Genomic DNA, 13059 nt, shown 5'->3' with positions numbered 1-13059 from the left:
GTTGACTATTTAGTTCCCTTTTTTTCTCCTCGCACTGGCGCGATTCGACCTTATGTTTTCGGTAAGGGCAGATAGACCTTGCGCTTCTGTCGATGGCCCCACTAGAATGTGATCACAAATTAGTGGTAACGATTTGGCCTTTTGAGCCCGATTGGTGGGCGCTGAGCAAGGCCTGTGAAAGCCAGGAGAGAAATATGAACAAGACTGAGCTGCAGCAACACGACCGTGAGCACCTGCTACACCCATTTACTGACTTCCATGACTTGGGCCAGCAGGGGACCCGTGTGATTACCAGCGCCGAGGGCGCTTACATCACCGATATTGATGGCAACAAAATGCTTGATGGCATGTCAGGCCTCTGGTGTTGCAACCTCGGCTACAGCCGTAAAGAAATCAGCAATGCGATCTACGAGCAGCTGAATACCCTGCCTTTCTATAACAGCTTCTTCCAGTGCACTACGGTGCCCTCGATTGAACTGGCCGATGCCCTGGCTGAAGTGACCCCGGCGCATATGAACAATGTGTTCTTCACGGGTTCCGGTTCCGAGGCAAATGATACTAACCTGCGCCTGATCCGCCGTTTCTGGGATATCCAGGAAAAGCCGGAGAAGCGCATCGTTATTTCCCGTAAGAATGGCTATCACGGCTCTACCATTGCCGGTGCCAGCCTGGGTGGCATGAGCGGTATGCACAAGCAATTCCAGCCGCTCGACTACATTGAGTACGTACAGCAGCCCTACTGGTTCGGTGAGGGTGGCGATATGTCTCCGGAGGAGTTTGGTATCCAAGCGGCTCGCAGCCTGGATGAGAAAATCCAGGAGCTGGGCCCGGATAATGTTGCGGCGTTTATCGCTGAGCCAATCCAGGGTGCTGGCGGCGTAATTATCCCGCCGGAAACTTACTGGCCGGAAGTCAAGAAGGTGCTGGACCAGTACGACATTCTGCTGGTGATGGATGAAGTGATTTTTGGTTTCGGTCGTACCGGTGAGTGGTTCGGTGCCGACTATTACGGCATGAAGCCCGACCTGATGACTTTCGCCAAAGCAGTAACCAACGGTTACTTCCCCCTGGGCGGTACCATGGTGAGTGATCGTGTCGCTGAGGTGATCAAAACCAAAGGTGGCGAGTTTACCCACGGTTACACCTATTCCGCGCATCCGGCTGCCTGTATGGCAGGTCTGGCAACTATCAATATTCTGCGCAACGAGAAGATTATCGAGAATGTCCGCGATGTAACCGGCCCCTACCTGTCCAAGCGTTGGGCTGAACTGGCGGAGCATCCGATCGTTGGCGAAACCCGCAGTTTGGGTATGGTCGGTGCCTTGGAGCTGGTAAAAGATAAGGCCAGCCGCGCTCGTTTTGATGATGACTGCACCGCTGGTGCGGTATGTCGTGACCTGAGTATCAAGCACGGTTTGGTGATGCGCGCCGTTGGCGATGCCATGGTTATCGCACCACCGCTGATTATGACCACTGAACAGGTCGATGAGCTGGTAGAAAAAGCGCACCGCGCCCTGGACGACACTGCTAAAGCACTGGCGTAACATAGCGGCAAGATACTCTGTTGCAGAGGCGGTCTGATACCCCGTTTTCCATAGTTTGAATGGAAAAGCGGTGTTGGGCCGTCTCTGCGTTTAGATTGGATCACCCCAGGCACCTTATGTCTCAAGAAAAAGAATTCACTGCCCAGCCCGATCTGCTGGAGCAGTCGCAAAAATTCCTGGCAGAGCACTCGGACCTAAAGTGGATCGAAGGCTTTATGTTCGATATCAATGGCGTGCCGCGAGGGAAGTGGTTGCCGGCAGAAGCTGCGGAGAAATTGCTCAAGGGCAGTCTGCAAATGCCGCGTAGCGCGGTCAGTCTCGATATCTGGGGGCGGGATATTGAAGACAGCCCGCTGGTATTTGCCAGTGGAGACAGCGATGGCGTTTGTCTGCCGGTTTCGCCTATTAGCCTGGCGCCCTGGCATCGCGAGTCCACCGCCCAGCTGCATATGCAGTTGCATGAGGCAGATGGCTCCTCTCTCTATGCCGATCCCCGCAGCCAGTTGCAACGCGTGGTAGAGCGTCTCGGCAAACTGGGTTATACCGCCGTGTGTGCGACCGAGCTGGAATTCTATCTGCTCCGCGATGAGGTGGATCATCTGGCGCGTCCGCGCCCGGTTAGCGATAACGACGCCGAACTGGTGCCTTCTACCGATGTTTACGATCTGTCCGAGCTCAATGCACAGCGACACTTCTTTGCCGATGTGCGAGCTGCCTGCGAGGCGCAGGGTATTCCCGCAGATTCAGTATTGTCGGAGTGCGCGCCGGGACAGTTTGAAATCAACCTGTTGCACAGTGCCGATCCCGTTAAAGTGGCCGACCAAACATTACTGTTTAAGCGCTTGTTAAAAGGGGTGGCGCGCAGTCACGGCTTCCGCGTGAGTACCATGGCCAAGCCTTTCGGGGATCAGGCGGGTAACGGAATGCACGTGCATATGAGTTTGATCGATGCCAATGGAAAGAACGTTTTTGATGACGGTTCTGACACTGGCTCCGATTTACTGCGTTATGCCGCAGCAGGAATGCTGGCGACTGCCAACGATGCGATGGCGTTTTTCGCACCTCACAGCAATTCCTATCGCCGCTTCCAGGAGAGCTCTCACGCACCGTTGAATCTCTGCTGGGGCTACGATAATCGCACTACAACTTTGCGTGTGCCCGCCAGCGATCCTGTGGCGCGGCGTATCGAGCACCGCATTGCGGGGGCGGATGTTAACCCCTATCTGGTGTTAGCTGCGATTCTCACTGGTGTGTGTCATGGCATTGAGAACCAGATGGAAGCGCCTGCACCTGTGGAAGGCGATGCTTATCAGGTGGAGAGTGAGAAGTTGATCAATACCTGGAGTGGCGCACTGGAGCGCTTTGAGCAGAGCCCCTTGTGGCGCGAGTATCTTGATCCGCGCTTTGTGGAATTGTTCTCTCTGTTGAAAAGACAGGAGCAAGCAGAGATAGCTGCCCGCGTTACCGATGTTGAATACCAGAGTTATCTGCATCGGGTATAAACATTGGCGGTGTGCTTTAGCGCCGATTGCCGTTTTAGTGAACGGCTTTCACGACAGGAGAGTTAGTGGGGGTATTTCCTCTGCTATACCTAAATTTAAGTGCGTAATGTGCTTGAAACTCTCCTCCTGAAAGTGTGTTCGAGAAATCTGGCCCGCCTTTTGGCGGGCATTTTTTTATTCTCGATTGACTTATTTCCACTTCCTGTTGGTATTAGCCTCTTCTTTTAAAGTTGCCATGTCTTGAGTGCATGGACTAACACGGTGTGCGTTTGCTGGGGCTTGTCGCTATTTTGGCTTGCGAGCACACACCCTTGGGCCAGGATACCAAGAGTGTGGACCGCTTCCGCCTAGCAGTCATTTCTCCGCCAGTGTATTCTTCCGCTTTACCAGCGAGACACCCCAGACGGTCGGCTCTTAGACGTTGGCATTCGCAGAATGTCTGTGCGAGAGCGGATAATGTTATGGGGTATAAGAATATTGCAGATGGGGAAACTATGACCGCCTTGGGAAATTGTGCAGACGGTCCAACGGCTGGCGAGACGCAGCCACTAAAAATATGCCTTTTGGGGTATCGCAGCAATCCACATAGTGGTGGTCAGGGCATCTACCTGCGCTACCTGAGTAAAGCACTGGTTGATGCTGGTCACTCCGTGGATGTTATTTCTGGCCAGCCCTATCCAGAACTGGATGAGCGCGTAAAACTCATCAAAATGCCAGGGTTGAATCTCTATGAAGTTGAGCGTCCAGCGCGGGCCTTGAAACCTCGCCACCTGCTCTCGTGGGCGGATTTTTTTGAATGGTGGAGTAAGCTTACCGGCGGTTTTGCCGAGCCTTATACCTTTGGCCGTCGGGTAAATAAATACCTGCGCAAGCACGGCAAACAATACGACATTGTTCACGATAACCAATCACTGTGTTACGGCTTGCTGGATATCGAGAAAAATGGATTGCCTGTTGTCGCGACAATTCATCACCCCATTACCCGGGATCGTCAACTGGCATTAGATGCCGCCCCCGATTGGCGTTTTCGTTTGCTGGTACGTCGCTGGCATAATTTTTTGAATATGCAGATCAAGGTATCGCGGAAGCTTCGCCATATCGTGACCGTTTCCAGGCAATCTGAGCGGGATATTATCGAGCAGTTTGGCGTAGCTCCCGAGCAGATTCACCTGATTTACAACGGTATTGATACCGAATTATTCAACCCAGGGGCAGAGAATAAGCGCTTGCCTCTGCGAATTATGACCACTGCATCGGCAGACCAGCCGCTTAAAGGTCTGCGCTTTTTATTACAGGCGTTGGCGGAACTGCGCCAGGAATATGAAAACATAGAGTTGTTGGTGGTTGGCAAATTACGCGAAGGTGGCGCCACGGAACGTTTGCTTCACGACCTGGATCTTCAGGGTAGGGTTCAGTTTGTCTCCGGTATTTCTAACGAAGAACTGGTCGATAATTACCGCAAGGCTACAGCGGTAGTTTGCCCATCGCTCTACGAAGGTTTTGGCTTACCTGCTGGGGAGGCAATGGCATGTGGTGCTCCGGTAGTATCCAGTGACGGGGGTGCTTTGCCCGAAGTGGTTGGGGATGCAGGAATCGTGGTCCCTGCAGGAAATCACGAAGCTTTGGCCAATGCCCTACGCCAGGTTTTATCCAGCGAAGCGCTGCGAAAAGAACTCAGCGAGAAAGGTCGCCGGCGCATTGAAAATAAATTTTCCTGGAAAATCGCTGCAGAGAGTTTGGTGAAATATTACCGGGAAATTCTCGGACATACATTGGCGGAACAACCCAGTAGTCATGAAATAGAAACTCCGAATATGCGCAGTGCGGAGGCGGCTTGATGATTACTGTAGATCCCCAGCACTTAAAGCTTCGTCCTGGCCAAAAAGTCCTCGACTTGGGGTGCGGTGAAGGGCGCCATTCCATTCACTTGATGATCACCGATGAGGTTGATGTTTACGGCATTGACCTGTGTTTTGATGATGTGCGCACTGCCAGTGAGCGAGCGGAACCTTTCCGCTCTCCCGAGCATTCAAAAGGTCGCTTGCAGTTTGGAGTTGCCAATGGCTTGCAACTACCATTTGCCGATGGGAGTTTTGATGTGGTTATCTGTTCAGAGGTACTTGAGCATATCCCCGATTACAAGTCTGTCCTGGCTGAGATTAACCGGGTATTAAAACCCTCCGGTATTTTTGCCGCGACAGTACCGGCATTTTTTCCCGAGTGGGTGTGCTGGAAACTCAGCGATGAATACCATCAGGTTGAGGGTGGGCATATCCGAATATTCCGCGAGCGCGAGCTGCGAGAGGATATTGAAAGGCTGGGACACCACTATTTTGCCCGGCATAAGGCCCATGCGTTACATGCACCTTACTGGTGGTTAAAGTGTTTGTTTTGGGACAAGCCCGATTCCCGTTTGGTCTCTGCCTATCACCGCCTGTTGGTGTGGGATCTGATGAAGAAACCAGCCTTTACCCGGATTCTCGAAAAACTATTGAACCCGCTGTTGGGAAAAAGTATCGCTCTTTATTTTGTGAAACCTGCCGGGTCGACACAACGAGTGGATACGCCTCTCTCCCTATCTGAGGGAGCTGAAGCATGAGTAAAATTTCTGTGCCGGCAAAAGCTTCTGGTCTTTTCCCTGAAGGATTTATCCAGGATAGCGCCGCCTATATTCTCTCCCAGCAGCTCCCCGATGGCTCAATTCCCTGGTTTAACGGGGGCTATGCCGACCCCTGGGATCATGTTGAGGCCGCTATGGGGCTCGCCATTGCCGGAGAGTTTAGTGCTGCTGAAAACGCCTATTGCTGGTTGGCTGAGATTCAGCTGGAAGACGGCAGTTGGTGGGCCGCTTATAAAGATGGCGATATTGACAACCGGGAGCGCCGTGAAACCAATTTTGTTGCCTATGTGGCAACAGGAATTTGGCAATACTTTCTGATTAGTAGAGACACACTGTTTTTACAGCGCTATTGGCCGATGGTAGAACGTGCAATCGAGTTTGTATTGCGCTTGCAAACGGAATTTGGCGAAATTCATTGGGCGGTAGATTCAGAGGGCGCCCCTATGGAAGATGCCCTGATCACTGGTTGCTCTTCCATTTATAAAAGTCTGGAATGCGCAATTAATATTGCCCACCAGCTGGGGGTTGCTCGCCCCCAATGGTTACTTGCCCGGGAAGCTCTGGGTGATGCGCTGCGCAATAAACCGGAGCGCTTTGATCGCACCTGGGAAAGCAAGGCGCGCTTTTCAATGGACTGGTTTTATCCCGTATTAACCGGTGCCTTTTCTGGTGAGGCAGCGCAGTTGCGGCTTCAGCAGCGCTGGGATGAGTTTGTCGTGGCCGGTTTGGGTTGTCGTTGCGTCAGCGATGAGCCCTGGGTGACGGTGGCTGAATCCTGCGAACTCACCATGTCCCTAATCGCTGCTGGCCAGCGTTCGCGGGCGGAAATTTTGTATCGCGGCTTGCACCGCTGGCAGGATAAAGATGGGGGCTACTGGACCGGTTATGTCTACCGGGATGAGGCCATCTGGCCGGAGGAAAAAACCACCTGGACTGTAGGAGCCATGCTTCTGGCTGCCGATGCGCTCGCCGGATTAACGCCAGCGAGCGAGCTGTTTACATCGGTGTGCCTGCCCTTAAATACGGCGCAGGATTCCCAGGGTGTCGACAGTTTCGACCAGCTCGAATTGAGCGGAAGCCAGGGCTAGCTTGTAAATATCGTAGGGCGCCTGGCCGCCATCGGCGGGGTCCGGGAAAATATCGTGGATAGCCAGATAGCCGCCGGGCACGATATGGCGGGACCAGCTGCGATAATCGGTCATGGCCGCTTCCAGGGAGTGGCCGCCGTCAATAAATACGAGACCCAAAGGGGTATTCCAGCAGCGTGCAGCTGTTGCGGAGGGGGCGACGACGGGAACAACCCAGTCATCCAATTCAGCCGCGCGAATATTCGCGCGGAAAGTGCGAAAACTGTCCATTAAATTGGCCTGGCCATCAAACAGTTCGGGATCGTGATACTCCTCTCCGGGCTGGTGCTCTTCAGATCCTCGATGGTGGTCCACGGCGAACAGGACGTTATCGGTCAGCTTACAGGCACTGGCCAGGTAAATTGATGATTTGCCGCAGTAGCTGCCCACTTCAAGACAGGGACCCAGTGAGCTGGCTTCAGCTGCCAGGTGGTAGAGAGCTTCCCCTTCATGGGCGGCGAGGAAACCTTTAATTGCTCGAATATCAATAGGTAGATTTAGGGACATGGGTAAACGCTTGCTATTTTTCGTGGCCGAAACACTAAACTGCCACTAATACAAAAGCAATTGGGTTTTTACTCAGGGCTCCGTAAATCCCATAAAATATAAGTAGAAATTAAAATATGCGTAAGGATCACAGGCCCTATTGGCTCAAGCGACTGCAGCTGCGTTGGCGAAAATGGCGAACAGAGTATTTCCTTCTGCCACAATTCGATGCGGTTGGGGTTGAGCCGGAAGTAATGGATCCGGGTTCTGTCCATGTTTTTGGCGGAAATGTTCGGCTCGGAAATTATCCTCACTTAATCTCCAACAACGAGAAGTGTATTCGCTTTACCACTTTTGGGCACAAGGGGGGAGAGGCATTTATTACTATTGGGGATTTCGTATTGATCTCTCCAGGGGTACGTATTTCTGCGGCTCAATCTATTGAGATTGGCGACGCCTGTATGATCGCAGCCAATGTGTATATTTCCGATTCTGATTGGCATGGGCTCTACAATCGCACGCGGCCCTTCCGTTGTACCTCCCCGGTGCGTCTGGGTAACAATGTTTGGATTGGAGATAGTGCAACCATCTGCAAAGGTGTCACTATCGGTGATAATTCTGTAGTGGGAGCCGGCAGTATCGTCACCAAGGATGTCCCCGCAAATACGGTTGTCGCCGGTAATCCGGCAAAACCCATTAAATCAATTAATCCCAAGCGGCGAATGATTACCCGGGAGGCATTATTTGCCGATGCCTTTCGCCAAGCGCATAATCTGGATGAATTGGATAAGATGATGTTGGGTGGGAACACCTTATTGGGTTGGTTGCGCTCGGTATTCTTTCCCCGCCGTAGCGATTGAATGTGCAAGTATTAATAAAATGAAAAAAAGAAAAAGTGTTGTCCTGATTGGAATGCCCGGCGCCGGTAAAAGTACGCTGGGGGTGTTGTTGGCAAAGGAACTGGCACTGGGGTTTACAGATACTGATGTTCTGATCCAGTCCAGGGAGGGCAAGACTTTGCAGCAAATTATGGCCGAAAGTGACTATCTTAATCTCCGTGCCATTGAAGGGGAGGTATTAGCCGAGGCCACCCTCCCCAGTGATGTTATTGCCACTGGAGGAAGCGCCGTCTATAGCGAAGAGGGTATGGCGAATCTACGCAGTCAGGGTGTGGTAGTGTTTCTTCAGTGTTCAGCGGAGGAACTGCGTCGGCGTATCCACAATTATGAAAGCCGTGGCATAGCGAAGGCGCCCGGGCAGTCTTTTGCGGACTTATTTGAAGAGCGACAGGCCCTTTACCGGCAATATGCAGAAATAACGGTGGATTGTGACAGTAAATCACTGCAGGAAACGCTTGATCATTTACTTAATGCGCTGCGGGAGCTTGCAGAGTAACCGAAATTTTCTCAGTAAGCCCCATGCGTTAAAGCAAGGGGCTTTACTTTTCACACTTTTGGCTTAAAGTGGCAGCTGGGTGGTGTACTTCACCTGCTTGAGGGCAAAGGTGGAGTTGACTGAGGCCACGTTTGGCAGGTGTACCAGAGAGCGCTTCAGTAATTGCTCATAGTGTTCCACACTATCCACTACAACGCGCAGGACATAGTCTTTGTCTCCGCTGGTGGAATAGCACTCGACCACCTCCTGGACATCCTGAACTGCTGATTCAAAGTTGTTCAGGGATTCCTCATCGTGATTGTGGATGGTAACGTAGCAGTATACGGTGACACCCAGATCCAGTTTGCGTGGGTCCAGCAGGGTAACACGGCCACGGATAATGCCTTCGGCTTCCAATCGCTTGATTCTGCGCCAGCAGGGGGTGTGCGAAAGGCCGACTTTATCGCCCAGCTCTGCCATGGAGTAATCTGCGTTCTCCTGCAGCGCTCGCAGAATCTTACGGTCAAAATCATCCAGGTCTGTCGAACGCTTCATAAAGACTCCTATCCTATAAAAATTATCTAAATCGAAACTTCTATCACAAATTTACGCATATTTGCGTGAATAAAGCAATGCTCTATTGCGCTTAACGAACTAGTATGACCTGACTAAACCGTTTCGGGATAGGTGCAGTGTGCCCTCAGCCGCTCTGGAACTTTGCGGCAAATGTAAAAACAGGCGCATCTAACCACAGAAAACGGACTATTCGGAAGAATAATGACTAATAACTCGAACCGGGTTTCGAGAAGAATAATTAACCGGAAGTAGGTGTATGACTGAAAAAGTAACCAGTCCTCAAAGTACGGCGGATTCCCAAGTAAAAAAACAGGTTTCATTGGACGACCGCTACACCATGCTCAAGGGCCGTGTGCTCCTTTCAGGTATCCAGGCCCTTGTGCGCTTACCCATAGACCAGATGCGAATGGACCGGGATCGCGACCTCAATACCGCGACTTTTATCTCCGGTTATCGGGGGTCGCCCTTAGGTGGCTACGACCTGCAGTTATCCAGGGCGAAAAAACTGCTGGGAGAGTACAACATCCGTTTCCAGCCTGGCGTCAATGAAGAGTTGGCGGCTACGGCAGTTTGGGGTTCCCAGCAGGTGGGCTTGTTCCAGGGTGCAGAAGTGGATGGCGTCTGCGGGATTTGGTATGGCAAGACACCGGGTGTCGACCGCTCCTGCGATGCATTTCGCCATGCCAATGCCGCTGGCTCCTCTCCCAAAGGTGGCGCACTGATCGTTGCCGGCGATGACCACGGCTGTAAGTCATCCTCCTATCCAGGGCAGTCTGAATTTGCCTTTGTGGATATGCATATTCCAGTACTTAACCCCGCCACCGTGCAGGAAGTGTTGGATTATGGTCACTACGGGCTGGAGCTGTCCCGCTTTAGCGGCTGCTGGGTGGCAATGATCACCCTGGCAGAAAATATGGATAGCTCTGCGACCGTGGAAGTGGACCCTGAGCGGGTTAAATTCCACTACCCGGATATTGAACGTCCCGAGGGCGGCCTGAATATTCGCAAGCAGGATAACCCTCTCGAGCAGGAAGAGCGCCTGTGGCGCTACAAGCGCCCTGCTGCGCTGGCTTTTGCCCGCGCCAATAAACTCAACAAGGTTGTATTGGAAAACCCTGAGGCGAGCCTCGGCATCGTCACTACCGGTAAGGCCCATCTGGACTTGATGCAGGCCTTCGAAGATATGGGTATCGATGAGCAGAAGGCCAAGCAGCTCGGTATCCGAATCCTTAAAGTGGGTATGACCTACCCGTTGGATGTGCCGGGTATCCAGGAGTTTGCCCGTGGCTTGGATACGCTGCTGGTGCTTGAGGAAAAACGCAGTTTGATGGAAGTACAGCTGAAAGAAGAGCTGTACAACGTCCATGTGAAGGACCCGAATTTCCCGCGTATTCTCGGTAAAGTGGACGATTGTGATCAGCCGCTGATGCCCGCTTATGGCGAGCTGTCGCCAGCGATTATTGCCCAGGTATTGGGTTTTGTTTTGGGTGAGGACAAGTTGGATGAAGGCGGCAAGCACCGCTTGATGCGTCTCAATGCGCTGGCTGAACGTATTTCCCAGCAGACTGGCTCAAGTGTGTCTCGCTTGCCTATGTTCTGTGCCGGCTGCCCTCACAACCGTTCCACCAAGGTGCCAGAAGGAAGCCGAGCCTTAGCAGGTATTGGTTGTCACTATATGGCCCAGTGGCTCGACCGGGAGACTTATACCTTCACCCAAATGGGTGCCGAAGGGGTCAACTGGGTAGGGCAGGCGCCGTTTACTACTGAAAAGCATGTCTTTGTAAACCTGGGTGATGGTACCTATTTCCACTCCGGTATTTTGGCGATTCGCGCTTCCGTGGCTGCCAAGGTCAATATCACTTACAAGATCCTGTTTAATGATGCGGTCGCCATGACCGGCGGCCAGCCCCACGATGGTGAGTTGGCTCCGGATATGATCTGTCGCCAAGTTTTGGCAGAAGGGGTGCAGAAAGTTGTCCTGGTGATGGATAACCCGGATAAATACAAGGGTGCGCTGTCCTTCCCCAGTGAAGTTGAAATTCGTCACCGGGATTACTTGCCCGTTGTAATGGATGAGCTGCGTGAGGTTGAAGGTTGTACCGTTATTATTTACGACCAGACCTGTGCCACCGAACTGCGCCGCAAGCGCAAGCGCGGGCTATTGCCTAAAGCCGAGGGGCGCCCCTTCATCAACGAGCTGGTGTGTGAAGGCTGTGGGGACTGCGTCCAGCAGTCGAGCTGTATCGCTGTTGAGAAAGTGGAAACGGCGCTGGGCGATAAACGCAGGGTGAACCAAACCGGCTGTAATCAGGATATGTCCTGCGTTAACGGCTTCTGCCCCTCATTTGTCACTGTGAAGGGTGGCAATATTGCCAAGGGCGCCGGGGTAGGTGACGTGTTGCGAACTGAAGCGGCCAAGTTGCCCTCGCCACAGCTTCCGGGCTTACAGCAGCCGTATAATTTCCTGGTTACCGGCGTTGGCGGTACGGGTGTAGTGACCATTGGCGCCTTGCTAGCGATGGCGGCACATATCGAGGACAAAGCGTGCAGCACCCTTGATCAGACCGGATTGGCTCAGAAGGGCGGAGCGGTTTACTCCCATATTCGCTTTGCGGCTGCGCCCGAGTCTTTGCAGGCGGTACGTATTTCCGACGGTCGTGCCGATGCCCTAATGGCCTGTGACCTGATTGCAGCCGGCAATGTGGCAGCTTGCTTGGTTAAACTGGATAAATCGCACAGTCGCGCGGTAGTGAATACCCACTTGAGCCCAACTGCGGCAACGGTTCTCGGGCGTGAGGATGTCCATTCACCGCAAGCGGTATTGGATACGGTGAGTGGCGCGGTTAATGAGCTCAGTTCTGTGGAAGCGCATCGCCTGACCAAAGCAGCTCTGGGTGATACGCTCGCCGCCAACATTTTCATGCTCGGCTACGCCTGGCAGAAAGGGCTGATTCCGCTAACTGAAGTCTCCCTGCTGGAAGCGATCCGCTTAAACGGTGTCGCTGTGGAAGGAAATCTGCAGGGATTTGCTGCAGGTCGATTGGCGGCAGAAAATCGCAACGCTCTGGACAAACTGTTAACCCACGAAAAAGTTGCAGTAGAGGTACCACAAACTCTTGAAGCGATTGTGGCTCACCGGGTGGAGCACCTCACCGGTTATCAAAATACGGACCTCGCCGAGCGTTACCGCAGTTTGGTCGATACGGTGAAATCTGCTGAGATTTTAAAAGTGCCCGGGAATGTCCAGTTGGCCGAGGTGGTTGCGCGCAATTACGCAAAATTGCTTGCCTATAAGGATGAGTACGAGGTGGCCCGCCTATACACCGATAGCCGCTTTACCGAATCGCTAAAAGAAAACTTCAGTGGTGACTTTACGCTGGAGTTCAATTTGGCTCCCCCATTACTGGCGCGCTTCGATAAAGGCTTGGGGCGTCCCCGCAAAATGAAATTTGGCGGTTGGATGTACAAGGCATTTGGTGTTTTGGCGAAGCTGAAATTCTTGCGCGGATCGGCGCTTGATATTTTTGGCTATACAGCAGAGCGAAAAATGGAGAGGGCACTGATTAGCGAATATGAAGAGTTGGTTAAGAAAGTTCTGGGCCAATTAAATTCGCAGAATCACGCTGCTGCAGTTGAGCTACTTCAATATCCGGATATCATCCGGGGCTACGGCCCGGTGAAGGAGGCCAATATTGAGAAAGCAAAAGAACAGCGAAATATCGCATTAAATCGATTTGAAAACCCGGTTCGGGATATAAAACTTTCAGCGGAAGTTGAGGTTTTTGACCCAGCTAAGGCACAGCAAGTAGGTTAATTGCCTGTTTGATAAA

General features: G+C 52.5%; 10 protein-coding genes. 8 read left to right on the top strand and 2 right to left on the bottom strand.

The window, feature by feature from the left end; translation table 11 throughout:
• Window positions 1–194: 194 nt before the first annotated feature.
• The 5 genes from ACJJIZ_RS17430 to ACJJIZ_RS17410 all read left to right on the top strand — a co-directional run bounded on the left by ACJJIZ_RS17430 (window position 195) and on the right by ACJJIZ_RS17410 (window position 6754).
• Window positions 195–1544 carry an aspartate aminotransferase family protein gene (locus ACJJIZ_RS17430; protein WP_282932024.1) on the top strand — a complete coding sequence of 450 codons (1350 nt, stop codon included), beginning with the start codon at window positions 195–197 and terminating at the stop codon, window positions 1542–1544.
• A 116-nt stretch (window positions 1545–1660) separates the two neighbouring features.
• Window positions 1661–3046, top strand: coding sequence for a glutamine synthetase family protein (locus ACJJIZ_RS17425; protein ID WP_413662690.1), 1386 nt, complete (start codon window positions 1661–1663; stop codon window positions 3044–3046).
• A gap of 461 nt (window positions 3047–3507) precedes the next feature.
• Entirely contained in the window at window positions 3508–4884 is a 1377-nt protein-coding gene (locus ACJJIZ_RS17420; protein WP_444914282.1) for a glycosyltransferase family 4 protein, read from the top strand.
• Complete coding sequence (locus ACJJIZ_RS17415; protein WP_444914281.1) at window positions 4884–5645, top strand: class I SAM-dependent methyltransferase; 762 nt, start codon at window positions 4884–4886, stop codon at window positions 5643–5645. The genes ACJJIZ_RS17420 and ACJJIZ_RS17415 overlap by 1 nt, the downstream gene beginning before the upstream one ends.
• Window positions 5642–6754, top strand: a complete 1113-nt coding sequence (locus ACJJIZ_RS17410) for a prenyltransferase/squalene oxidase repeat-containing protein (RefSeq protein ID WP_444914280.1) — start codon at window positions 5642–5644, stop codon at window positions 6752–6754. Before ACJJIZ_RS17415 ends, ACJJIZ_RS17410 begins: the two co-directional genes overlap by 4 nt.
• Here the strand turns inward: ACJJIZ_RS17410 and ACJJIZ_RS17405 are convergent.
• Complete coding sequence (locus ACJJIZ_RS17405) at window positions 6683–7300, bottom strand: class I SAM-dependent methyltransferase (RefSeq protein WP_282932028.1); 618 nt, start codon at window positions 7298–7300, stop codon at window positions 6683–6685. The genes ACJJIZ_RS17410 and ACJJIZ_RS17405 overlap by 72 nt on opposite strands.
• Window positions 7301–7416: 116 nt before the next feature.
• Between ACJJIZ_RS17405 and ACJJIZ_RS17400 the strand changes: the two genes are divergently transcribed.
• Complete coding sequence (locus tag ACJJIZ_RS17400; protein WP_413662686.1) at window positions 7417–8139, top strand: acyltransferase; 723 nt, start codon at window positions 7417–7419, stop codon at window positions 8137–8139.
• 19 nt (window positions 8140–8158) lie between these two features.
• Window positions 8159–8674: a shikimate kinase gene (locus ACJJIZ_RS17395; protein ID WP_444914279.1), complete on the top strand. Its 516-nt coding sequence runs from the start codon at window positions 8159–8161 to the stop codon at window positions 8672–8674.
• Window positions 8675–8737: 63 nt separating this feature from the next.
• Here the strand turns inward: ACJJIZ_RS17395 and ACJJIZ_RS17390 are convergent, their stop codons facing one another.
• Complete coding sequence (locus ACJJIZ_RS17390) at window positions 8738–9208, bottom strand: Lrp/AsnC family transcriptional regulator (RefSeq protein ID WP_020413378.1); 471 nt, start codon at window positions 9206–9208, stop codon at window positions 8738–8740.
• A 277-nt stretch (window positions 9209–9485) separates the two neighbouring features.
• Here ACJJIZ_RS17390 and ACJJIZ_RS17385 point away from each other — a divergent pair, with 277 nt between their 5' ends.
• Window positions 9486–13043, top strand: a complete 3558-nt coding sequence (locus tag ACJJIZ_RS17385) for an indolepyruvate ferredoxin oxidoreductase family protein (RefSeq protein WP_444914278.1) — start codon at window positions 9486–9488, stop codon at window positions 13041–13043.
• The last annotated feature ends 16 nt before the right edge of the window (window positions 13044–13059 follow it).

The sequence above is a fragment of the Microbulbifer maximicatervae (SeqCode) genome (assembly GCF_052467225.1).
This window is presented reverse-complemented; position numbering and strand designations above follow the sequence as displayed.

Bases quoted from the DNA above. Each gene is read 5' to 3' on its own strand.
- ACJJIZ_RS17430 (WP_282932024.1), top strand. From the start codon at position 195: ATGAACAAGACTGAGCTGCAGCAACACGACCGTGAGCACCTGCTACAC.
- ACJJIZ_RS17425 (WP_413662690.1), top strand. From the start codon at position 1,661: ATGTCTCAAGAAAAAGAATTCACTGCCCAGCCCGATCTGCTGGAGCAG.
- ACJJIZ_RS17420 (WP_444914282.1), top strand. From the start codon at position 3,508: ATGGGGTATAAGAATATTGCAGATGGGGAAACTATGACCGCCTTGGGA.
- ACJJIZ_RS17415 (WP_444914281.1), top strand. From the start codon at position 4,884: ATGATTACTGTAGATCCCCAGCACTTAAAGCTTCGTCCTGGCCAAAAA.
- ACJJIZ_RS17410 (WP_444914280.1), top strand. From the start codon at position 5,642: ATGAGTAAAATTTCTGTGCCGGCAAAAGCTTCTGGTCTTTTCCCTGAA.
- ACJJIZ_RS17405 (WP_282932028.1), bottom strand. From the start codon at position 7,300: ATGTCCCTAAATCTACCTATTGATATTCGAGCAATTAAAGGTTTCCTC.
- ACJJIZ_RS17400 (WP_413662686.1), top strand. From the start codon at position 7,417: ATGCGTAAGGATCACAGGCCCTATTGGCTCAAGCGACTGCAGCTGCGT.
- ACJJIZ_RS17395 (WP_444914279.1), top strand. From the start codon at position 8,159: ATGAAAAAAAGAAAAAGTGTTGTCCTGATTGGAATGCCCGGCGCCGGT.
- ACJJIZ_RS17390 (WP_020413378.1), bottom strand. From the start codon at position 9,208: ATGAAGCGTTCGACAGACCTGGATGATTTTGACCGTAAGATTCTGCGA.
- ACJJIZ_RS17385 (WP_444914278.1), top strand. From the start codon at position 9,486: ATGACTGAAAAAGTAACCAGTCCTCAAAGTACGGCGGATTCCCAAGTA.